Origin of the sequence: Lentzea sp. NBC_00516, assembly GCF_036346835.1 — a bacterium.
GTDB classification, from domain to species: Bacteria; Actinomycetota; Actinomycetes; order Mycobacteriales; family Pseudonocardiaceae; genus Lentzea; species Lentzea sokolovensis.
The window spans coordinates 7,859,379-7,880,306 of record NZ_CP107840.1; the positions used below are offsets into that span (position 1 = coordinate 7,859,379).

Here is a 20,928-nt window from a genome sequence, read left to right on the forward strand (position 1 = left end):
CATGGGCGTGTGACCTGCGCAAACAGAGCCCCCTCACTCATTAGGGTTAGCGGCGTGGTCTAGCTAGTCTGTTTTCCGTGTGCGGAATCGTGGGATACGTGGGTCACCAGTCGGCGCTCGACGTCGTGCTGGACGGGCTGAGGCGCCTCGAGTACCGGGGTTACGACTCGGCGGGCGTCGCGGTCGTGACAGGCGACGACCTCGCCGTCGAACGCAAGGCCGGACGGCTGCAGAACCTGGAGACGAGGCTCGACGAGGTGGGCCGCGACAACTTCGCGGGCACCGTCGGCATGGGCCACACCCGGTGGGCGACGCACGGCGCGCCGATCGACAAGAACTCGCACCCGCACCGCGACGCCACCGGCCGCGTCGCCGTGGTGCACAACGGCATCATCGAGAACTTCCTCGCGCTGCGCGCCGAGCTCGAAGGCCTCGGCGTCGAGATGGCGTCCGACACCGACACCGAGACGGTCGCGCACCTCGTGGCGTTCGCCTACGCCGAGGGCGACACGAAGGGTGACCTGCCTGCCAGCGTGCGCAAGATCGCGCGCCGGCTCGAGGGCGCGTTCACGCTCGTGATCACGCACGCCGACGAGCCCGACCAGGTCGTCGCCGCGCGCCGCAACTCGCCGCTGGTCGTCGGTGTCGGCGACAACGAGTACTTCGTCGCCAGTGACGTCGCCGCGTTCATCGCGCACACCAAGGAAGCCGTCGAGCTGGGCCAGGACCAGATGGTCGTGCTCACCCGCTCCGGCTACGAGGTCACCGACTTCGACGGCGAGGTCGCCGAGGCCAAGCCGTTCACGGTCAACTGGGACCTCAGCGCCGCCGAGAAGGGCGGCCACGAGTACTTCATGCTCAAGGAGATCGAGGAGCAGCCGGAGGCGCTGGCGAACACGCTGCGCGGCCACTTCGCGAACGGCCGGATCGTCCTCGACGAGCAGCGTCTGTCCGACCAGGACCTGCGCGACGTCGACAAGGTCTTCGTCATCGCGTGTGGTTCGGCCTACCACTCGGGTCTCGTCGCGAAGTACGCGATCGAGCACTGGACCCGCCTGCCCGTCGAGGTCGAACTGGCCTCCGAGTTCCGCTACCGCGACCCGGTGCTCGACCGCGACACGCTCGTCGTCGCCGTGTCGCAGTCCGGCGAGACCGCGGACACGCTCGAGGCCGTGCGTCACGCGCGTGAGCAGAAGGCCCGTGTTCTGGCCGTCTGCAACACGAACGGCGCACAGATCCCCCGTGAGTCCGACGCCGTCCTCTACACGCACGCCGGTCCGGAGATCGGTGTCGCGTCGACGAAGGCGTTCCTCGCCCAGATCGCCGCGAACTACCTCGTGGGCCTGGCCCTGGCGCAGGCCCGCGGCACCAAGTACCCGGACGAGGTCGCCCGCGAGTTCCACGAGCTGGAGGCCATGCCCGACGCCGTGCGCCGCGTGCTCGCCACGGCCGAGCAGGTCCGCGCGCTCGGTCGCGACCTCGCCGACTCGAAGGCGGTGCTGTTCCTCGGCCGTCACGTCGGCTACCCGGTGGCTCTGGAAGGCGCGCTCAAGCTCAAGGAGCTCGCCTACATGCACGCCGAGGGTTTCGCGGCGGGCGAGCTCAAGCACGGCCCGATCGCGCTGATCGAGGAGGGCCTCCCGGTCGTCGTGGTCATGCCGTCGCCGAAGGGCCGCGCCGTCCTGCACTCGAAGCTGGTGTCGAACATCAGCGAGATCCAGGCCCGTGGCGCCCGCACGATCGTGATCGCGGAGGAGGGCGACGAGACCGTGCGCCCGTTCGCGGACCACCTGATCGAGATCCCGGCCGTCCCGACGCTGTTGCAGCCGCTCATCTCGACGGTGCCGCTGCAGATCCTCGCGGCCGAGATCGCGTCCGCCCGCGGCTACGACGTGGACAAGCCTCGCAACCTGGCGAAGTCCGTTACCGTCGAGTGAGTGAGAGGCGTCTGGCACACCGAACGCGTCAAGGCCGCTGAAGAGGAGCTCATGGCGGTAGTTCCGCCGGGCTCGCTGATGCGCAAGGCCGCGTTCGGTGTGGCCACCCACGCCCTCAGGCTTCTTTCCGGACGGCGCCGCGTCACGTTGCTCGTGGGTGCGGGCAACAACGGCGGCGACGCCCTGTGGGCCGGCTACTTCCTGCGCCGCAGGGGGGTCGCGGTGTCCGCGGTGTTGCTCGACCCGGCCAAGGCGCACGCCGAGGGCCTGGCAGCGTTTCGGCGCGTGGGCGGGCGGATCGTCTCCGAGGCCGGTACTCCGGACCTGGTGATCGACGGCATCGTCGGTCTGTCCGCACGGGGTCCGTTGCGTCCTGACGCGGCAGCACTGGTCGAGACGGTCACAGCGCCGATTCTGGCCGTGGACCTGCCTTCCGGCATCGACCCGGACACCGGCGAGATCTCCGGACCGCACGTCCGCGCACACACCACCGTCACGTTCGGCTGCCTCAAGCCGGTGCACGCGCTGGCCGACTGCGGCGACGTGCACCTGGTCGACATCGGCCTCAGGCCAGTGGATCCCGGCTTCGTGCTGCTGGACCGCGAGGACATCGCCTGGCCGGTGCCGGGCCCGTCCGACGACAAGTACACCCAGGGCGTCACGGGAGTCGCGGCCGGCAGCGCCACTTATCCCGGCGCCGCAGTGCTTTCCACCGGCGCCGCCGTGCTCGCGACGTCGGGAATGGTCCGCTACGCCGGTCCGGCCGCCGACGCCATCCGCGCCCGCTGGCCGGAGACGATCTGCACCGGCTCGACCACCGACGCCGGCCGCGTCCAGGCCTGGGTCGTCGGCCCCGGCATGGGCACCGGCAGCTCGTCCGCCGAGGTCGTGAGGTTCGTGCTGGACGCCGGGGTGCCGGTGATCGCCGACGCGGACGCCATCACGTTGCTGGCCTCGACCCCGTCGCTCTGGGACGCCCGCGATCCCGATGCCGCCCTGGTGCTGACGCCGCACGACCGCGAGTTCGAACGCCTGGCCGGCCCGGTCGGCTCGGATCGCGTAGCGGCGGCCCGCAAGGCCGCTCAGCGGTTCAACGCCGTGGTGCTGCTCAAAGGACACCGGACCGTCGTGGCGGCGCCGGACGGACGGGCGCTGGTCAACTCGGCGACGTCGTCCTGGCCCGCGACGGCCGGATCGGGCGACGTCCTGTCGGGCATCATCGGCGCGCTGCTGGCGAGTGGCCTGGATCCGTTCCTGGCCGCGGGTTACGGCGCCTACCTGCACGTCCTGGCCGCCGAACTGGGCGCCGACGGGGCTCCGGTGCCCGCGTCGGGCCTGATGTCGGCCATTCCCGATGCCATCAGGGCACTTCGCCGGTCCTGAGCGCTCGCTCACACTTGTGGCCTGCGAAGTCATGGCACGATGAACAGGTTATGGCCCGTTCAGAAGTGGTAGTCGACCTCGGTGCGCTGCGGCACAACGTCGCGTTGCTCGCCGGCCTCGCTCCCGGTGCGGAGACGATGGCCGTCGTCAAGGCGGACGGCTACGGCCACGGCGCGGTGGAGGTCGCCCGCGCGGCCCTGGAAGCCGGCGCGACCTGGCTCGGTTCCTGTTCGACGCAGGAAGCCCTCGCCCTGCGCACAGCGGGCATCCGGGCCCCGATCCTGGCGTGGCTCGACGCGCCGGACGAGGACCTCGCCGCCGGTCTCGCGGCCGACGTCGACATGTCCGTGGCGTCGATCTCGGACCTGCGCCGAGTCGAGGCCGCAGCCGAGGAGGCCGACGCCCGGCCGCGGATCCACCTGAAGATCGACACCGGTCTGAGCCGCAACGGCTGCCAGCCCCACGACTGGCCCGAGCTGGTCGAGGCCGCGCGCGAGCATCAGGTGGTGGCCGTCTGGTCGCACCTCGCGTCCGCGGACGAGATCGGCGACCCGTCCATCGACCTGCAGGCCAAGAGGTTCGACGACGCCTACGAGGTGGCGAAGAGCTTCGGCCTGACCCCGAAGCGGCACATCGCGAACTCCGCGGCCTTGCTGACCAGGCCCGATCTGCACTTCGACATCGTCAGGCCCGGCATCGCCGTGTACGGGCTGAACCCGGTGCCGACCGACCACGACCTGAGGCCGGTCATGAGCTACCGGTCGCACGTGGCGCTCACGAAACGTATCCCCGCAGGTGAGTCGGTCTCCTACGGGATGACATGGACAGCGCAGACCGACACGACGCTGGCACTGGTGCCCGCGGGGTATGCGGACGGTGTCCCGAGGGCGCTCTCCGGCCGGATGGAGGTGCTCCTGGACGGGAGACGCCGCCCGGTGGTCGGCCGTGTCTGCATGGACCAGATCGTCGTGGACTGCGGGAACGACGAGATCGCGGAGGGTGCCGAGGTCGTCCTGTTCGGCGACGGGCGCCGGGGGGAGCCGACGGCGACGGAGTGGGCGGAACTGACCGGGACGATCGACTACGAGATCGTCTGCGGGATGTACCGGCCCAGGGTGCGGAGGATCTACACGTGAAGCCGGTGTGGAAGGTCGTCGGATGGGTCGGTGGCGCGGTCGGTGCCGTCGTCGCCGGTGCGGCCGTGGCGCAGACCGCGAAGGTCTCGCACGAGCGCAAGACCGCGTCCGACAGCCTCGCTGACGAGCCGCTCGGTCAACTGAGGCCCGATCGCGAGTCGACGGTCGCCGCCGAGGACGGCGTGCCGATCTCCGTCGAGGAGATCGACCCGGCGGACGGCGGCGAGCCGGACATCACCGTCGTCCTGGTGCACGGGTTCGCGCTGGACCGCCGCTGCTTCCACTTCCAGCGCCGCGACCTGGCCGAGCTGCTCGACCCGCGCGTCCACCAGGTGCTCTACGACCAGCGCAGCCACGGCCGTTCCGGGAAGTCCTCCGTCGAGAACAGCACGATCGACCAGCTCGCGCTCGACCTCGACTCGGTGATCCGTTCGGTCGTGCCGGAGGGCCCTTTGGTGCTCGTCGGCCACTCCATGGGTGGCATGACGATCATGGCGCTGGCCGAGAAGCACCCGGAGCTCTTCGAGGAACGGGTGCGCGGCGTCGCGTTGATCGGCACGGCCGCCGGAGCCGTGGGCGGTGCGGGGCTGCCGAAGTCCGTGCTGTCGCGGTACAACCCGGTGACGATGGGCGTCGGCCGGCTCGCGGGCATGCAGCCCGGACTCGTCGAGTGGGTCCGCAAGGGCACGAAAACCCTGACGTGGAGCGGTATCCGTGCGCTGGCGTTCGGTGACCGCAAGGTCGCACCTTCCCTGGTGGACCTGATGGAGAAGATGATCAACGGGACCACGGTGAAGGTGCTCACCGACTTCCTGGAGACCCTCGGCACGCACGACCGCTACAAGGCGCTCGCCGGGTTGCGGCACTGCGAGGTGCTGATCCTGAGTGGTGACGCGGACAAGCTCACGCCGTTCTCGCACGCCGAGAGGATGGCGGAGGAGATGCCGCACGCCACTCTGGTGCGGGCCCCCGGTGCCGGGCACATGGTGATGATGGAGCAGGCTGATCTCGTCAACGACCACCTGGTCGCGCTCGTCGAACGCTGCGCGACCGATCGCGGAGAGAGTCGGAAGAAGTGGTGGCGCCGAGCGTGAAGACCGTCGAACTGCCCCTGGTGGAGGACACCGAGGAGTTCGGCCGCAAGCTGGGTGAAGTGGTGCGGGCGGGCGACCTGCTGCTGCTCGCCGGGCCGTTGGGAGCGGGGAAGACGGCGCTGGTGCGCGGCCTCGCGCTTGGCCTCGGCGTGCAGGGCCGGGTGTCCTCGCCGACGTTCGTCGTCGCCCGCGTCCACGAGCCTGCCGAGGACGGGCGGGGCGTGCGGCTGGTGCACGTCGACGCGTACCGGCTCGGGGGTCACCTGGACGAGCTGGACGATCTTGACCTGGACACGGACCTGGTCGACGCCGTGGTCGCCGTCGAGTGGGGCGAGGGTGTCGCGGAACGCCTGAACGAAGATCATCTGCTGATCCGGCTCGAACGCGGAACCGACGACGTTCGCACAGCTCAGCTGATCCCGCACGGCGAGTGGAGCGCACGTCCCCTGCCTGTGTGACGTTCTCTCACTCATGGGGTGACGTCCATTAAGGACAGAGCGTGACGGGCCGATGAGACTCGCATGATCAAGAAGACGCTCTTCGCAACCGCAGTCATCGGTGGCGCGCTCCTCGCGGCCGCTGCTCCCGCCTCCGCCGGCGAGCACGACCGCCACGGTGGCATCAGCGTTGCCGACAACCTCTGTGCCGCGCCGTGGCAGTGGAACGGCCCGATCTCGCTGCTGCACGAGGGCCACGCCCCGGGTTACGCCGCGTGCAACGACAACCACGCCGCCGGTGGTTCTGGCATCAGCGTGCTGAACAACGCGTGTGTCGCGCCGTGGCAGTGGAACGGCCCGCTCGAGGTCTTCACGGTTGACCACTCGCCGTCCTACGTCGCCTGCAACGGCAACTCGGCTGGCTGACAGCCCCGGAACGTCGTGGGGGATGGCCGGACGAGCCCGTCGGCCATCCCCCACGACAGTCCTTTCAGGACAACTCTCGTTTGAGGACCTTGCCCATCTCGTTGCGCGGCAGGGCCTGCAGATAGCGCACCACTCGCGGCCTCTTGTGCGGCGACAACAACTTCGCGACGTGATCGCTGAGGGCTGATGGTTCCGGCGCTTCGCCCGCTGGAACCACCCACGCCACGATCCGCTCGCCCAGGTCGTCGTCCGGCTCGCCCGTCACCGCCACCTCGGCCACCGACGGATGCTCCAGCAGGACGTTCTCGATCTCGCCCGCGCCGATCTTGTAGCCACCGCTCTTGATGAGGTCCGTGGCCCGCCGCCCGACGATGCGGATGTAGCCGTCGGGATCGCGCACCGCCATGTCGCCGGTCCTGAACCACCCGTCCCGGAACGCTTCTTCGGTCGCGTCCGGACGGTTGAGGTACTCCAGGAACAGGTTCGGCCCGCGCACCTCGATCTCGCCGATCGCGCCGTCGTCCACGCCGTCGCCCTGCTCGTCCACCACCTGGACGTCGACGCCGTCCACCGGCAGCCCGACCGCGCCCGGCCGGCGATCACCGTCGAACCGCACGCTGACGTTCATCAGCGTCTCGCTCATCCCGTACCGCTCGACGATCCCCTGACCGGTGGCCCTCGCGATCCGCTCGTGGTCGCTCGCCGGGAGCGCGGCACTTCCGGAGACCAGCAGCCGAGCCGTGCGGAACTGGTCGGCGAGCTTCTGGTCGTTCTCCACGGCCTCGGCGATCCGGTGGTACATCGTCGGAACGCCGAACATCATCGTGGCGCCGTTCGCGAACTCGTGGCCGATGGCCTCCGGCGAGAACTTCACGTGCCGCACCGCACCGCCGAGCCGCAGCGGGCCGAGGACGCCGATGCCCAGGCCGTGCACGTGGAACAACGGCAGCCCGTGCACCAGCACGTCGTCCGCGGTCCACTGCCAGGCCTTGGCCAGCGCGTCGATGTTCGAGGTCAGCGACCGGCGGGGCAGCACCACGCCCTTGGGCGGCCCGGTCGTGCCCGAGGTGTAGATGACCAGCGCGGGAGTCTCCGGACCCGGCTCGTCGAACGTGCCGGGCGCGCCGAACACGATCGGCTCGTCGCGCAGCACCAGATCCGGCGTGCTGTCGCCGAGGATGTGCTCCAGTTCGCGCTCGCCGAGCTTGGGGTTGAGCGGCACGATCGCGACGCCCGCTTTGAGTCCCGCCACGACCGAGACGCACGTTTCCAGCGTCGAGGTCGCCCAGACGGCGACCCGTGTGTGGCCCCGCAACCGTTCGGCCAGAGTGCCCGCGGCCTGGTGCAGCTCGGCGTAGGTCAGGGACGCGTCTCCGAAGCGGAGAGCCTCGCGGTCACTCGGTTCAGCGAACATGGATCCAGGGTCGTACGAGTGCCTTGAGGACGCATCGGAAGTGTGGTTCTGCACACGTACTACCCTGGACAATCGTGCTAGTGCTCGCCGTCGACACGGCCACCCCCGCAGTCACCGCCGGTGTGGTCGAACTCGCGCCAGACTCCCCGCCGCGCCTGCTCGCGAAGCGGGTGACGCTCAACGCCAAGGCGCACGGCGAGCTGCTCACCCCGCACATCAGCGCCGCGCTCGCGGAAGCCGGGAAGACGTTCGCCGACCTCGACGCCATCGTCGTGGGCGCGGGTCCCGGGCCCTTCACCGGCCTGCGGGTCGGCCTCGCCACCGCCGCCGCGCTCGGCCAGGCGCTCAACCGGCCCGTCTACCCGGTCGCCACCCCGGACGCCATCGCCAAGGACGCCGCCAGCGGCCACCCGCTGCTCGTCGCGACGGACGCGCGGCGCAGGGAGGTCTACTGGGCCGCCTATGACGCCGCCGGTCGCCGCACGGACGGCCCGCACGTCGAGCGCCCGCAGGACCTCGCCGAGAAGCTGCCCGCCCTGGGCGTGCGCCAGGCGACCGGTGAGGGCGCCGAGATCTACGCCGAGATCCTCGGCTTGGAGCTGCTCCAAGCCAAGCACCCGAGTCCCGAGGGCCTGGTCGCCGCCGCGGCCGCCGAGGTGCTCGCCAAGGCCCGCCCGGCCGCGCTCACCCCGCTCTACCTGCGCCGTCCCGACGCCGTCGAGCCCACCGGGCGCAAGCGGGTGACCAGGGCATGACCACCGGCACCGTCACGCTCGCGCCTCTGCGGCACGCCGACGTGCCCAGGTGCCACGAGATCGAGCTGGCGTTGTTCCCCGGCGACGACCCGTGGAGCGAGAACGCGTTCCACAGCGAGCTCGACAACGGCAACTACTACATCGGCGCGTACGCCGACGCCGAGCTGATCGGGTACGCCGGGCTCGCCGTCAGCCAGTACGAGGCCAGCGTGCACACGATCGCCGTCATCGGGCACTGGCAGGGCAGGGGCGTCGGCAAGACGATGCTGAAGGACCTGCTGGCCCGCGTCGACGAGATCAACGTGCCGGTCTACCTCGAAGTCCGCACGGACAACGAGCCCGCGATCGCGATGTACAAGGCGCACGGCTTCGACCAACTCGGCCTGCGCCGCCGCTACTACCAGCCGTCGGGTGCCGACGCGTACACGATGGGAAGGCCTGCTCAAAGTGTCTGATCGTTTGATTCTGGGCATCGAGAGCTCGTGCGACGAGACGGGCTTCGGCATCGTCCGCCTCGGTCCGGACGGCTCGCTCGAACTGCTCGCCGACGAGGTCGCCTCCAGCGTCGAGGAGCACGCCCGCTTCGGCGGCGTCGTGCCGGAGGTCGCCTCGCGCGCCCACCTCGAAGCCCTGGTGCCGACCCTGCGCCGGGCGCTCGACACCGCGAAGGTCGAGCTCTCCCAGATCCACTCCATCGCCGTCACCGCGGGACCGGGTCTGGCCGGCGCGCTGCTGGTCGGCGTGTCCGCCGCGAAGGCGTACGCGGCCGCGCTCGGCAAGCCGTTCTACGGCGTGAACCACCTCGCGGGCCACGTCGCCGCGGACACGTTGCAGCACGGCCCGTTGCCGCAGCGCTGCCTCGCGCTGCTGGTCTCCGGCGGCCACTCGCAGCTGCTGCTGATCGAGGGCGGCCTGGCGAACTCGATCACCGAGATCGGGTCCACCGTGGACGACGCGGCCGGCGAGGCGTACGACAAGGTCGCGCGGCTGCTCGACCTGCCGTACCCCGGCGGCCCGCCCATCGACAAGCTCGCCAAGCAGGGCAACGGCTGCGCGATCGCGTTCCCGCGCGGCCTCACCGGCCCGCGCGACGCGAAGTACGACTTCTCGTTCTCCGGCCTGAAGACCTCGGTCGCCCGCTGGGTCGAACGCGCGGAGCGGGCCGGCGAGGAGATCCCGCTGGCCGACGTCGCCGCGTCGTTCCAGGAGGCCGTCGCGGACGTGCTGACCGCCAAGGCGATCCGCGCCGCGAAGGACCTGGACGTCGGCACGCTGGTGATCTCCGGCGGCGTCGCGGCCAACTCGCGCCTGAGCGGACTCGCCGCCGAACGCTGTGCCGAGGCGGGCATCGAACTGCGCGTGCCGAGGCCACGGCTGTGCACCGACAACGGCGCGATGATCGCGGCGCTCGGCGCCCACCTCGTCGCGGCGGGCGCCAAGCCGTCCCCGATGGACATCTCGACCACGCCGGGCCTTCCGGTCAGCACGGTCCAGATCTTTTGATCAGAGGCGGTGGAGGCCAGGTTTTCCGTCTTCCACCGCGAAAGTGGCTTTGGTGCGCACGGGCGACCCCGGTCTCGTCACGTAGTCGAGCCCGCGGAAGTCCGTGCGCAGCTCATCGGGCGTGAACCTGCTCACGGTGTACCCGCGCCGGTTGTTGAAGTACTTCACGTGCGGGTTCTCGCGCAGCCACAGCGGTGTCTCGGCGTAGTCCTCCGACCCGTCGCCACCGGCCGTGATCGACGTCGTCACGAGCTCGGTCGCCAAGGTCTTCGACGACGGGTCGTCCCACCGCTGTTTGACCTCCGCACCCCACGCCGCGTGCACGTCCCCGGTCAGCACGATCGGGTTCCGCACGTCCGCGAGCGCCGCCACGACCCGGTCCCGGTCGGCGACGTAGCCGTCCCACGCGTCGAGCAGGAACTTGTCGACCTCGCCGGGGATGTAGTCGTACTGCGAGAAGAACACCTGCTGACCGAGCACGTCCCAGCGCGCCCGCGAGCCGCGGAAGCCGTCGAACAGCCACTCCTCCTGCGCGGCGCCGAGCATCGTGCGTTCCGGCTCCAGCCGTTCGGGACAGAGCTGCAGCCCGTCGCCGCAGGCCTGGTCGGTCCGGTACTGGCGGGTGTCGAGCATGTGGAACGTCGCGAGCGAGCCCCAGCCGATCCGCCGGTACAGCCTTGATGACCTGCGCAAAGGCATGTTCTCGTAGTAGGCCTGGACGGCCGCGGCCCTCCGCACGGGGAAGTCCGGCTGCGGCTTGTCCGGCAGCAGCCCCGCCCAGTTGTTGTCGACCTCGTGGTCGTCCCAGATGACCGCCCAAGGCGCCACGGCGTGCGCGGCCTGCAGGTCGGGATCGGTCTTGTACTGCGCCTGCCGCCGCCGGTAGCCGGCGAGCGTCGTGGTGGTCGGTCCCTCGACGTGCCGGACGTTGCCGCTCGGGGCGACGTGGATGCCGCTCTCGTACTCGTAGGTGTAGTCGCCGAGGTGCAGCACCAGGTCGGGCTCGTCCTCCGCGAGCCTGCGGTAGGCCGTGAAGTAGCCGTGCTCGTACTGCGCGCACGACGCGAAGGCCATCGTCAGCGGTACCTGCAGCGAGTCAGGAGGCGGTGTCGTGCGCGTACGGCCCGTCCGCGAGAGGTGGTTGAGGGCCTTGAAGCGGTAGAAGTACTCGCGGCCCGGCTCCAGCCCGACGAGCTCCACGTGGACGCTGTGAGCCTCTTCAGGTCGAGCGGTGGTGGAGCCGCGCTGAACAATTCGGGTGAATCGTTCGTCGTCGGCGACCTGCCACTGGACCTCGATCGGACGGCTCGGCATGCCTCCGAGGCCGTCCTCCGCGAGCGGTTCGACGGCCAGCCGCGTCCACAGAACCACTCCGTCGGGTGCCGGGTCGCCCGAGGCCACACCGAGTGTGAAAGGGTCGCTCGGCCGGGCCGAGGCGGCGACCGAGAACGCTGTGACTCCCGCCACCCCGGCGAGCAGCAGCGTTCGTCGCGTCAACGTGGACATGCCCTGAATACGGTTCCCGGATGGTGATCGGTTCGGGGGTCTCGTTGAAGGCTTGGCACTCTCGTGGGTAGAGTGCCAATTGCACGGCACCAGCACCGCCCCGACCCCCGCGACGGCGGGGTGGCAGGAGCCGTTAATCAAACGAACCTGCCAACGACCCGTGGAGGTCATCCCGGTGAGCGTGAACATCAAGCCGCTTGAGGACAAGATCGTCGTTCAGGCCTCCGAGGCCGAGACGACGACCGCCTCCGGCCTCGTGATCCCGGACACCGCGAAGGAGAAGCCCCAGGAGGGCAAGGTCCTCGCGGTGGGCCCCGGCCGCATCGACGACAAGGGCAACCGCGTCCCGCTGGACGTCGCTGTCGGCGACGTCGTCATCTACTCGAAGTACGGCGGCACCGAGGTCAAGTACAACGGCGAGGAGTACTTGATCCTCTCCGCTCGCGACGTGCTGGCCGTCGTCAACTAGGACGCGCGGCTGTCATGACTGACGCCCCGGCGCCCCATCCGGGGTGTCCGGGGCGTTTCGCTACTCAGAGAGGCTTCAAGTAATGCCCAAGCAGATCAGCTTCGACGAGGACGCTCGTCGGGCACTCGAGCGCGGCGTCAACAAGCTCGCGGACACGGTCAAGGTCACCCTTGGCCCGCGCGGGCGCCACGTCGTCCTCGACAAGAAGTTCGGTGGCCCGACGGTCACCAACGACGGCGTCACCATCGCTCGCGAGATCGAGCTGGACGACCCGTTCGAGAACCTCGGCGCGCAGCTCGCCAAGTCGGTCGCCACCAAGACCAACGACGTCGCGGGTGACGGCACCACCACCGCCACCGTGCTGGCGCAGGCCCTGGTCAAGGAAGGCCTGCGCAACATCGCCGCGGGCGCGAACCCGACCGCGCTCGGCCGTGGCATCCAGGCCGCCTCCGACGCCGTCGTGGACGCGCTCAAGGCCAAGGCCACCCCGGTCAAGGGCCGCGAGAACATCGCGCAGGTCGGCACCGTCTCCTCGCGTGACGAGTCCATCGGCGCCCTGCTCGGCGAGGCCATCGAGCGCGTCGGCGAGGACGGTGTCATCACCGTCGAGGAGTCGTCCACGCTCGCGACCGAGCTGGTCATCACCGAGGGCGTGCAGTTCGACAAGGGCTACGTGTCGACGCACTTCTCGACCGACCTCGAGGCGCAGGAGGCCGTCTACGAAGACGTCCGCATCCTGCTGCACCGCGAGAAGATCTCGGCGCTGGCCGACGTCCTCCCGATCCTCGAGAAGGTCGCGGAGTCCGGCAAGCCGCTCCTGATCGTCGCCGAGGACGTCGAGGGCGAGGCCCTGTCCACGCTGGTGGTCAACGCCGTCCGCAAGACCCTGAAGGTCGTCGCCGTGAAGGCGCCGTTCTTCGGTGACCGCCGCAAGGCGTTCCTGGACGACCTCGCGGTCGTCACCGGCGGCGAGGTGATCTCCTCGGAGATCGGCCTCAAGCTGGCCGAGACCACGCTCGAGCAGCTGGGCTCCGCCCGCCGCGTCGTCGTGACCAAGGACGACACCACGATCGTCGACGGCGGCGGCGCCAAGGCCGACATCGCCGGCCGCGCGGAGCAGCTGCGCCGTGAGATCGAGAACACGGACTCCGACTGGGACCGCGAGAAGCTCCAGGAGCGCCTCGCGAAGCTCTCCGGCGGCATCGCCGTGATCAAGGTCGGCGCCGCCACCGAGACCGAGCTCAAGGAGCGCAAGCACCGCATCGAGGACGCGGTCGCCGCTACCAAGGCCGCGGTCGAGGAGGGCATCGTCCCCGGCGGTGGCTCCGCTCTCGTGCACGGCGCCAAGGTGCTCGAAGGTGGCCTCGGCCTCACGGGTGACGAGGCCACGGGTGTCGCGCTCGTCGCGAAGGCCCTGTCCGCGCCGCTGTTCTGGATCGCCGCGAATGCCGGCCTCGAAGGCGCCGTCGTGGTGAACAAGGTCCGCGAGGGCGAGTGGGGCTTCGGCATCAACGCCGCCTCGCTGGAGTTCGGTGACCTGCTCGAGCAGGGCATCATCGACCCGGTCAAGGTCACGCGTTCCGCCGTGGCGAACGCCGCCTCCATCGCGCGCATGGTGCTCACGACCGAGAGCGCCATCGTCGAGAAGAAGGCGGACGAGCCCGCTTCCTCCGCGGCCGGACACGGCCACGGACACGGGCACGGCCACTGAGTCTCTGGCCGCTGCTGCGCAGACGGCGGCGAGTTCGCCGGGAAGCCGGCCGTCCGGCCGACTCGCTCGCACCGAAATGGGCTCCGCCGATTTCGGCCCGAGCGGGTGACCGGACGACCGGCGCGAACTCGCGGGTGAGGTTCGAGGGCTGAAGTTCGAGCTCAAATAAAACCGGGGCGGCACCATTTCGTTTGGTGCCGCCCCGGTTTTATTGTTCAGACTATTGCCAATTGCCGCTTTCGTGCCTTGATGATGTGGTCGCGCTCCGATTCCGAGAGCCCGCCCCAGATTCCATACGGTTCCTGCACCGCGAGCGCGTGCCTGCGACACATCTCCAACACCGGGCAGGCGAGGCAGACGGCCTTGGCGCGAGCTTCCCGCCGAGATCTCGCCGGGCCCCGTTCACCGTCGGGGTGGAAGAAGAACGCACTGTCCATGCCCCGGCACGAACCGCGCATCTGCCAGTCCCACACGTCTGCGTTGGGACCGGGGAGCCTTCGGGTGTCCGCCATCGAGACCGCCTCCGTGACGACTGCTCCATTCGGCTTAACGATGATCCACCGTAGAACCGCGTCAAAACTTGTTCAAGAGGCTGAAGACCCTTATCAACTGATGGGTGACGGCACGCGTGTTCGATCACTCACCGCCCGGAGTTGCCGCCCGGATGAGGTGAACGGAACATGGCTCTCGTGATGACACCGCCGGAGCACACCTCTGCCGGGAGTCACACGAGTGAGCCCGTTCTCTCAGTGGCCGCGGTGGCCAGGCGACTCGGCGTGGCACCCGCCACCCTGCGCACCTGGGACCGCCGCTACGGACTCGGTCCTACCGGCCACACCGTGGGGCGGCACCGGAAATACGGGCCCCCGGACGTGGCCCGCCTCGAATTGATGCAACGCGCTCTTCTGCGTGGCGCGTCTTCCGCCGAAGCCGCCCGTTTCGCGCTCGACTCGAAATCGTCGATGACACCCGGAGTGGTTCCCGTCGCACCATCGGGTGGACGTGGACTGAAATTGCCAGGAGCGTCTCGATTGGCGCGCGGATTGGGCCGCGCGGCCATCGCGATGGACTCCATCGCCGTCCAGGGGATGCTCGCCGACTCGCTGGCGTCCGACGGCGTGATCACCACCTGGAACGAGGTCGTGCGACCGGTGCTGACGGCCGTCGCCGCGCGGTGGCAGCTCTCCGGGGCCGGCGTCGAGGTCGAGCACCTGCTGAACGAGTGCGTGCTCGCGGCGTTCGTGCGCGCGACACCGCTCGTCACCTCCGGACGCAACCATCGGCCCGTGCTGCTGGCGTGCATGCCGGAGGAGAGGCACAACCTTCCCCTCTACCCGTTGGCCGCGGAACTGGCGCGCCGAGGCGTCGTCGTCCGGCAGCTCGGGGCGGCGTTGCCCGTGGACGCGTTGGCCGCCGCCGTACGCCGTACCGCGCCCGCCGCGGTGGTGCTGTGGGCGCAGTTGCCGCGCTACGCCGATCCGGGGGTGATCACCGCTCTGCCGCGCACCCGGCAGCAGGTGAGGTTGTTCGTGGGCGGGCCCGGCTGGAGGCGTGGTGTGGTGACGGCTCCGGCGGAGCGGGTGGAGGACCTCGCTGCCGCGGTGGACGCGGTGGAGTCGGCCGTCACCTGAGGCCTCGCACCCACGGTCCCTCACCTGACGGCAGACTCCTCGCCGTGATGGAGCAGGAGCTGCGCCGGGCCGCCTTCGGTGATTCACCCGATCTCGACGTCTGGGCCGCGCTGGCGTCCCCCAGCTCTCGGGCCCGGTGGCTCGCGGCCGTCGTTCTGGGTGGTCAGGGCCATTACGCGGCCGCTGCCACCGCGTTGGACGCGCTCCGCCACGACCCCGACCAGGTGATCGCGTCCCTCTCCCTCTCGACTCGCGCGTCGCACCACCGTCAGCTAGGGGCCCATCACCTCGCCCGTCCCCTCGACGGAGCGGCGCTCGCCCGCGTCCGGTCCGCGGACCGCGGCGACCCGGACGGGATCGACGCCGCGGGTGCCCGGATGGACGCCCTGCTCGGTCTCGCGGCCGATTCGCTGGGTGCTCAACGCCTGGGAGAGGCCCGCGGGTTGCTCGCACGAGTTGAGACGCACTCGTGGAGGAGTGAGGTCCGCAAGGGCTGGGTGACCGCCGAGATCGAGCTGGCGTCCGGCCGGGCGCAGGCCGCGGTGGCGCCCGCTGAGGCTGCTCACGCCGTGGCGACGAGCAGAAAGGCGCTCCGGCACGAGCTCAAGTCGGCACTCGTTCTGGGCACCTCGTTGGTCGTGTGGGGGACACCCGACGGCCTGAACCGCGGGGTTGAACTGGTCGAGTGTGAGCTAAATCACAGCGCCGGGAAGGGACTTCATCCGTTGATCTGGCCGAGCGCTCTTGTCCTGGTGGGTCATGCCCCCACGGTGGGCGCAGTCGCCATCGACCGGGCGACGGAGGCCCTGAGCTGCGTGTTACGCAGAGCTGATGCGGTCAGCCGACAGGTCGCCCTTGATTCCCCGTGGGTGCCGACCGGGCTGCTCCGTTCCGGGGAACCCCCGAACGCAGACCCTCAGACGAACTTCTTGACGGATTAAGCACCGGATCGTGTCAAGGTTGGCCCGCCAGCGTCCGATAGGGGAGATGGAACGTCACTCGGCTGCAGGAAAGGAGTCCTCGTGACCACGGTCCTTATTTGCGACGACCGGCGCAGCGTGCGGGAGGGTCTCACCCGCGTGATGTCGGCTGTCCCTGGGGTCAGCCGCATCGACTGCGTAGCGCACGGTGACGAGTTGTTGGCTCGCTTTTCAAGGCAGCCGGTCGACGTCGTGCTGGTGGGAACTCAGCGCGCTGTCCCGACCGGGGTTGAAGCTACCCGTCGGCTCGTCTCAGCGAATCCGCAGGCAAACGTCATCGTCTTCGGAGCCCCCGACGACGCCGGAAGCATCGCCGCGGCGATCGCCGGCGGCGCTCGTGGCTACCTGAGGTGGGACGCGTCGCGTCCCGAGCTTGTGGCGGCCCTCGCGCACACGCTCGCCAGCACCTCGGTGCCGGCGCCTCGTCAGCCCTCCGACCCCGGAGTGCAGCTCACGGAGCGTGAGCTCCAGGTGCTGCGTGGCATGAGCCAGGGCAAGAGCAACGGCCAGATCGGCCGCGAGCTCTACCTGTCGGAGGACACGGTCAAGACGCACGCCCGTCGTCTCTTCCGCAAGCTCGGTGTTCGTGACCGCGCTCAAGCGGTCGCGCACGGCTTCCGGCGAGGCCTCGTTCAGTAGTCGCTCTCGCCGCACCGGCCCCGCATCCTCATATGCCGCATGTGGGGAAGCGGGGCCGGTGGCGTGAGAGGGCTCACTCGTGCGACCGGTGTTCCTCAGGTCGCGCAATTAGCCCAGCCCGGTGACAATGTCGCCGGGCTGTCAGCCGTTCGGGCGTGTCTGCTGTTCACGCGGGGTGTCCATACCCCGCCTATGAACAGAAGGCCTGAAGACCGGTACGGTGAAGGCGCTGCAACGGGTCGCTGTGAGTGACTCGTGCTGTTCTATGTCGGTACGCCAACAAGTAACACCAGGGCTGTTGTCTGCGATGACCAACTTGGGGGACGGACTGGACGCCGAAGTGGGCGCGGCCGTCGACGGCGACCGCCAGGCGATCGAACGCCTGCTGGCCTCCATTCGTCCTCTGGTGGTGCGGTACTGCCGCGCCCGAGTTGGAAGGCAGGAGCGAAGCTTCGCTTCGGCGGACGATGTGGCCCAGGAGGTGTGTCTCGCGGTGCTCACGGCATTGCCCAGCTACCGCGATCAGGGTCGGCCCTTCCTCGCTTTCGTGTACGGGATCGCGGCGCACAAGGTCGCCGATGCACATCGGTCTGCCGCCAGGAACCGCTCCGAGCCCGTTCCCGAAGTTCCCGACGCGCCGGAGACCGAAGCTGGTCCGGAGCAGCGGGCGATGCAGGGCGAACTCTCCGAGCGGATGGCCGTCCTACTGCGCGTCCTGCCGGAGAAGCAGCGGGAGATCCTGCTGTTGAGGGTGGTGGTCGGACTGTCCGCCGAGGAAACTGCCGAGGCGGTTGGTTCGACTCCGGGTGCGGTTCGGGTGGCGCAACACCGTGCGCTGGCTCGACTGCGCAAGTCGCTGGCAGCGGAGGAGGTGGTCTGAGTGGCCGACGAACACGGGAAGGACGACGAGGAAGTGCGCGGACAGGACGATAGAGCCCCGCACGAACCCGTCGCAGATGATCTTTCGGCTGTACAGGCTGATGACAGGCTGCTGGACGCGCTGGGGTCGGCGACACCGGGCGCGGCCGGCAATGTGGCCGATGACGAGCTGAACGCGTTGCTGCTCGCATGGCGCAACGAGGTGGAGACCGAGCCGTTCGGCGAGCTCGTCGACACCGACACGGCGATCGCCACGATCCAGGCTGCGCGCCCGCAGCCGGTGAGCAGGCACCGCTTCCTGATCCCGCTGGCGAGCGCCGCGGCGGTCCTGGCCATCGCCTTCACCGGCGTGAGCCTCGTGGCCCGCGACGCCCAGCCCGGCGACGCGCTCTGGGGTCTCACGCGAGTGCTGTACTCCGAGCACGCGAAGTCGATCGAGGCAGCGGCCATCATCAACACCGACCTCGAGTCGGCCCGCCTCGCCCTGCGCGAGGGCAAGGTCGACGAGGCCCGGGAGAAGCTGAACAAGATCGGCGCCAGCCTCGAGTCGGTGTCCACGGCCGACGGCAAGCAGAAGCTCGAGGAGAAGCACAAGGAGCTCGAAAAGGAGCTCGACACCAACACCTCGACGCCGCCGTCCACGACGACGCCGAAGCCGCCGAAACCGACCAAGACGTCGGAGCCCACGACGCCGTCCTCCACGCAGCCGTCGAGCGTGCCGTCGACCACGCAGCCGTCGACGCCGCCCTCGTCGGAGACTCCGGCGCCGCCGACGTCGAACGGCGAGGAGAACCCGCCGCCGCCTCCGCCGCCGGACCCCGGTGGGGAGACCGGGTCGACCGGCATCGGTGAGACCGTCGGCGAGACGACCGGCTCCAACTGAGACGCAGTGTGAACGGCCCCTGATCTTTCGAGGTCAGGGGCCGTTCACATGCTCAGGCGTTCACACGTCAGGTGGAATGTGACCGGTCCAGCGGTCAGCGGGCCGACTCGCTGGCCGTGACGCCGTCCGCGTATCCCCGGCAGTACTCCCAGCTGACGTAGGAGCCGGGGTTCGGGTCGAAGGCCGGCTCGTGCGGGCGCATGCGGCCGTCGGCGAGGAGTTGTTCGAGTGAGGCTCGCAACAGTGCCCAGTCGTGATAGTGCGGTTCCTCGCACTCGCCGCAGTCCACGACGATGCCGCGCACGCCTCTGTGTTCCAGCAGCGCTTGATAGACGGCGAGGTCGCTCAGGTCGCTGACCAGCTCTGTTCGCTCGTCTTCGTCCATCGGGGGATGGTCGTGGTGCGGTTCGCCCAGGGAGAGTGCGGGGTCTTCTGGGTCACCCGCGAAGGGGTCTGGTGGCAACGCGTCGTGCGGCACGACCCCGCACGGTACCCGCCGTACCCCCTCGGTCGTCCAGATACCATGGGTCGCACCGCCTCCGCCTGCGGAAACTGGACACGCAGGACCCCAAAAGGGCAGGCAGAGCGCAGACCGCACGACGGAAGGCATGTCACCCGCTATGACCAGCGAGCTCAACGCTGATGGAGTCCCGCAGAAGTTCGCCATGCTGGGGCTGACCTTCGACGACGTGCTCCTGCTGCCTGCCGAGTCCGACGTCGTTCCGAGTGGCGTCGACACGAGCACCAGGATCTCGCGCAACATCACCCTCAGGATTCCGCTGGCCAGCGCCGCCATGGACACGGTCACCGAGGGCCGGATGGCGATCTCGATGGCACGTCAGGGCGGCATCGGCGTGCTGCACCGCAACCTGAGCATCGAGGACCAGGCCCGGCAGGCCGAGACCGTCAAGCGGTCAGAGGCCGGCATGGTCACCGACCCGGTCACCTGTTCGCCCGACGCCACGCTGGCCGAGGTGGACGCGCTGTGCGCCCGCTACCGCATCTCCGGCGTGCCGGTGACCGACGAGAGCAACAAGCTCGTCGGCATCATCACGAATCGCGACATGCGGTTCGAGCTCGACCACTCCAAGCGCGTGATCGAGGTCATGACCAAGGGCCCACTGGTCACCGCGCAGGTCGGTGTCTCGGCAGAGGCCGCGCTCGGCCTGCTGCGCCGCCACAAGGTCGAGAAGCTGCCGATCGTCGACGGTGACGGCAAGCTCAAGGGCCTGATCACGGTCAAGGACTTCGTCAAGACCGAGCAGTACCCGATGGCCACCAAGGACCCGGACGGCCGTCTGCTGTGCGCCGCCGCCGTGGGTGTGGGCGAGGACTCGTTCGTCCGCGCGATGACGCTCGCCGAGGCGGGTGTGGACGTGCTGATGGTCGACACGGCCCACGGGCACTCGCGCGGCGTGCTGGAGATGGTCGCCCGCATCAAGAAGGAGCTCGGCGACTCGGCGGACGTCGTCGGCGGCAACGTCGCGACGCGGGCCGGTGCCCAGGCGCTGGTGGACGCGGGCGCGGACGGCGTGAAGGTCGGTGTCGGTCCCGGCTCGATCTGCACCACGCGCGTCGTCGCCGGTGTCGGCGTGCCGCAGATCTCCGCGATCTACGAGGCGTCGCTGGCCTGCACCCCTGCCGGTGTGCCGGTGATCGGTGACGGCGGCATCCAGTACTCCGGCGACATCGCCAAGGCCATCGCGGCCGGCGCGTCCGCCGTGATGCTCGGATCGCTGCTCGCGGGCACCCAGGAGGCGCCCGGCGACCTGATCCTGGTCAACGGCAAGCAGTTCAAGACCTACCGCGGCATGGGCTCGCTGGCCGCGATGCAGTCCCGTGGCGAGAACAAGTCGTTCTCGAAGGACCGCTACTTCCAGGACGACGTCCTCAACGAGGACAAGCTCGTCCCCGAGGGCATCGAGGGCCGCACGCCGTTCCGCGGCCCGTTGTCGCAGGTCGTGCACCAGCTCAACGGCGGTCTGCGCGCGGCGATGGGCTACACGGGCTCCCACACGATCGCCGAGCTGCAGAACCAGCAGCTCGTGCGCATCACCGCGGCCGGCCTGAAGGAAAGCCACCCGCACGACATCACGATGACCGTCGAAGCCCCGAACTACACCACCCGTTAGGGTGTTCGGGCTG

General features: G+C 69.6%; 21 protein-coding genes. 17 read left to right on the forward strand and 4 right to left on the reverse strand.

Going from position 1 to position 20,928, the window contains the following annotated elements; translation table 11 throughout:
* The first annotated feature begins 77 nt into the window (after positions 1-77).
* The 6 genes from glmS to OG205_RS36285 all read left to right on the forward strand — a co-directional run bounded on the left by glmS (position 78) and on the right by OG205_RS36285 (position 6,413).
* Positions 78-1,937 carry a glutamine--fructose-6-phosphate transaminase (isomerizing) gene (gene glmS, locus OG205_RS36260; protein WP_330272372.1) on the forward strand — a complete coding sequence of 620 codons (1,860 nt, stop codon included), beginning with the start codon at positions 78-80 and terminating at the stop codon, positions 1,935-1,937.
* Complete coding sequence (locus OG205_RS36265) at positions 1,938-3,320, forward strand: NAD(P)H-hydrate dehydratase (RefSeq protein WP_330272373.1); 1,383 nt, start codon at positions 1,938-1,940, stop codon at positions 3,318-3,320.
* A 50-nt stretch (positions 3,321-3,370) separates the two neighbouring features.
* Positions 3,371-4,456, forward strand: a complete 1,086-nt coding sequence (alr, locus tag OG205_RS36270; RefSeq protein WP_330272374.1) for an alanine racemase — start codon at positions 3,371-3,373, stop codon at positions 4,454-4,456.
* Entirely contained in the window at positions 4,453-5,550 is a 1,098-nt protein-coding gene (locus tag OG205_RS36275) for an alpha/beta fold hydrolase (protein WP_330272375.1), read from the forward strand. The genes alr and OG205_RS36275 overlap by 4 nt, the downstream gene beginning before the upstream one ends.
* Complete coding sequence (gene tsaE, locus OG205_RS36280) at positions 5,547-6,008, forward strand: tRNA (adenosine(37)-N6)-threonylcarbamoyltransferase complex ATPase subunit type 1 TsaE (RefSeq protein ID WP_330272376.1); 462 nt, start codon at positions 5,547-5,549, stop codon at positions 6,006-6,008. The genes OG205_RS36275 and tsaE overlap by 4 nt, the downstream gene beginning before the upstream one ends.
* 63 nt (positions 6,009-6,071) lie before the next feature.
* Positions 6,072-6,413: a hypothetical protein gene (locus OG205_RS36285; RefSeq protein WP_330272377.1), complete on the forward strand. Its 342-nt coding sequence runs from the start codon at positions 6,072-6,074 to the stop codon at positions 6,411-6,413.
* Between the two features lie 64 nt (positions 6,414-6,477).
* Here the strand turns inward: OG205_RS36285 and OG205_RS36290 are convergent, their stop codons facing one another.
* Positions 6,478-7,827 carry an acyl-CoA synthetase gene (locus OG205_RS36290; protein ID WP_330272378.1) on the reverse strand — a complete coding sequence of 450 codons (1,350 nt, stop codon included), beginning with the start codon at positions 7,825-7,827 and terminating at the stop codon, positions 6,478-6,480.
* Positions 7,828-7,901: 74 nt separating this feature from the next.
* On the opposite strand from OG205_RS36290, the gene tsaB reads away from it, so the two are divergent.
* The 3 genes from tsaB to tsaD are packed head-to-tail and all read left to right on the forward strand — an operon-like array spanning position 7,902 to position 10,085.
* A complete protein-coding gene (gene tsaB / locus OG205_RS36295) occupies positions 7,902-8,582 on the forward strand; it encodes a tRNA (adenosine(37)-N6)-threonylcarbamoyltransferase complex dimerization subunit type 1 TsaB (protein ID WP_330272379.1) in 681 nt (226 codons plus the stop codon).
* Entirely contained in the window at positions 8,579-9,037 is a 459-nt protein-coding gene (gene rimI, locus OG205_RS36300; protein WP_330272380.1) for a ribosomal protein S18-alanine N-acetyltransferase, read from the forward strand. The genes tsaB and rimI overlap by 4 nt, the downstream gene beginning before the upstream one ends.
* The gene (tsaD, locus tag OG205_RS36305; RefSeq protein ID WP_330272381.1) at positions 9,030-10,085 is read left to right on the forward strand and encodes a tRNA (adenosine(37)-N6)-threonylcarbamoyltransferase complex transferase subunit TsaD; all 1,056 of its coding nucleotides are present in this window, start codon (positions 9,030-9,032) and stop codon (positions 10,083-10,085) included. The genes rimI and tsaD overlap by 8 nt, the downstream gene beginning before the upstream one ends.
* Here tsaD and OG205_RS36310 read toward each other — a convergent pair whose 3' ends face one another.
* Positions 10,086-11,591, reverse strand: coding sequence for an alkaline phosphatase D family protein (locus OG205_RS36310; RefSeq protein ID WP_330272382.1), 1,506 nt, complete (start codon positions 11,589-11,591; stop codon positions 10,086-10,088).
* A gap of 175 nt (positions 11,592-11,766) precedes the next feature.
* On the opposite strand from OG205_RS36310, the gene groES reads away from it, so the two are divergent.
* Entirely contained in the window at positions 11,767-12,060 is a 294-nt protein-coding gene (gene groES / locus OG205_RS36315; RefSeq protein ID WP_030478362.1) for a co-chaperone GroES, read from the forward strand.
* Between the two features lie 82 nt (positions 12,061-12,142).
* The gene (groL, locus tag OG205_RS36320; protein WP_330272383.1) at positions 12,143-13,771 is read left to right on the forward strand and encodes a chaperonin GroEL; all 1,629 of its coding nucleotides are present in this window, start codon (positions 12,143-12,145) and stop codon (positions 13,769-13,771) included.
* Between the two features lie 215 nt (positions 13,772-13,986).
* On the opposite strand, the gene OG205_RS36325 is transcribed toward groL, so the two are convergent.
* The gene (locus OG205_RS36325) at positions 13,987-14,283 is read right to left on the reverse strand and encodes a WhiB family transcriptional regulator (RefSeq protein WP_330272384.1); all 297 of its coding nucleotides are present in this window, start codon (positions 14,281-14,283) and stop codon (positions 13,987-13,989) included.
* A gap of 180 nt (positions 14,284-14,463) precedes the next feature.
* Between OG205_RS36325 and OG205_RS46845 the strand changes: the two genes are divergently transcribed.
* The 5 genes from OG205_RS46845 to OG205_RS36355 all read left to right on the forward strand — a co-directional run bounded on the left by OG205_RS46845 (position 14,464) and on the right by OG205_RS36355 (position 18,783).
* Positions 14,464-15,402: a MerR family transcriptional regulator gene (locus OG205_RS46845; RefSeq protein ID WP_442916851.1), complete on the forward strand. Its 939-nt coding sequence runs from the start codon at positions 14,464-14,466 to the stop codon at positions 15,400-15,402.
* 47 nt (positions 15,403-15,449) lie between these two features.
* Positions 15,450-16,343, forward strand: a complete 894-nt coding sequence (locus OG205_RS36340; RefSeq protein WP_330278302.1) for a hypothetical protein — start codon at positions 15,450-15,452, stop codon at positions 16,341-16,343.
* Positions 16,344-16,424: 81 nt separating this feature from the next.
* Positions 16,425-17,021 (forward strand): response regulator transcription factor, encoded by a 597-nt coding sequence (locus OG205_RS36345; RefSeq protein WP_030471988.1) that lies wholly within the window; start codon positions 16,425-16,427, stop codon positions 17,019-17,021.
* Positions 17,022-17,328: 307 nt separating this feature from the next.
* Positions 17,329-17,901 (forward strand): sigma-70 family RNA polymerase sigma factor, encoded by a 573-nt coding sequence (locus OG205_RS36350; protein WP_191298233.1) that lies wholly within the window; start codon positions 17,329-17,331, stop codon positions 17,899-17,901.
* Positions 17,902-18,783, forward strand: a complete 882-nt coding sequence (locus OG205_RS36355) for an anti-sigma-D factor RsdA (RefSeq protein ID WP_330272385.1) — start codon at positions 17,902-17,904, stop codon at positions 18,781-18,783.
* Positions 18,784-18,877: 94 nt separating this feature from the next.
* Here the strand turns inward: OG205_RS36355 and OG205_RS36360 are convergent, their stop codons facing one another.
* Positions 18,878-19,261, reverse strand: coding sequence for a DUF5319 domain-containing protein (locus tag OG205_RS36360; RefSeq protein ID WP_330272386.1), 384 nt, complete (start codon positions 19,259-19,261; stop codon positions 18,878-18,880).
* Positions 19,262-19,403: 142 nt separating this feature from the next.
* Here OG205_RS36360 and guaB point away from each other — a divergent pair, with 142 nt between their 5' ends.
* Positions 19,404-20,915 carry an IMP dehydrogenase gene (gene guaB / locus OG205_RS36365; protein ID WP_330272387.1) on the forward strand — a complete coding sequence of 504 codons (1,512 nt, stop codon included), beginning with the start codon at positions 19,404-19,406 and terminating at the stop codon, positions 20,913-20,915.
* Positions 20,916-20,928 lie beyond the last annotated feature (13 nt).

What these genes read in the sequence shown, in the direction of transcription:
- rimI (WP_330272380.1), top strand. Translation starts at nt 8,579, where the DNA reads ATGACCACCGGCACCGTCACGCTCGCGCCTCTGCGGCACGCCGACGTG.
- OG205_RS46845 (WP_442916851.1), top strand. Translation starts at nt 14,464, where the DNA reads ATGACACCGCCGGAGCACACCTCTGCCGGGAGTCACACGAGTGAGCCC.
- alr (WP_330272374.1), top strand. Translation starts at nt 3,371, where the DNA reads ATGGCCCGTTCAGAAGTGGTAGTCGACCTCGGTGCGCTGCGGCACAAC.
- guaB (WP_330272387.1), top strand. Translation starts at nt 19,404, where the DNA reads ATGACCAGCGAGCTCAACGCTGATGGAGTCCCGCAGAAGTTCGCCATG.
- OG205_RS36340 (WP_330278302.1), top strand. Translation starts at nt 15,450, where the DNA reads ATGGAGCAGGAGCTGCGCCGGGCCGCCTTCGGTGATTCACCCGATCTC.
- OG205_RS36285 (WP_330272377.1), top strand. Translation starts at nt 6,072, where the DNA reads ATGATCAAGAAGACGCTCTTCGCAACCGCAGTCATCGGTGGCGCGCTC.
- groL (WP_330272383.1), top strand. Translation starts at nt 12,143, where the DNA reads ATGCCCAAGCAGATCAGCTTCGACGAGGACGCTCGTCGGGCACTCGAG.
- OG205_RS36290 (WP_330272378.1), bottom strand. Translation starts at nt 7,827, where the DNA reads ATGTTCGCTGAACCGAGTGACCGCGAGGCTCTCCGCTTCGGAGACGCG.
- OG205_RS36350 (WP_191298233.1), top strand. Translation starts at nt 17,329, where the DNA reads ATGACCAACTTGGGGGACGGACTGGACGCCGAAGTGGGCGCGGCCGTC.
- OG205_RS36325 (WP_330272384.1), bottom strand. Translation starts at nt 14,283, where the DNA reads ATGGCGGACACCCGAAGGCTCCCCGGTCCCAACGCAGACGTGTGGGAC.
- OG205_RS36310 (WP_330272382.1), bottom strand. Translation starts at nt 11,591, where the DNA reads ATGTCCACGTTGACGCGACGAACGCTGCTGCTCGCCGGGGTGGCGGGA.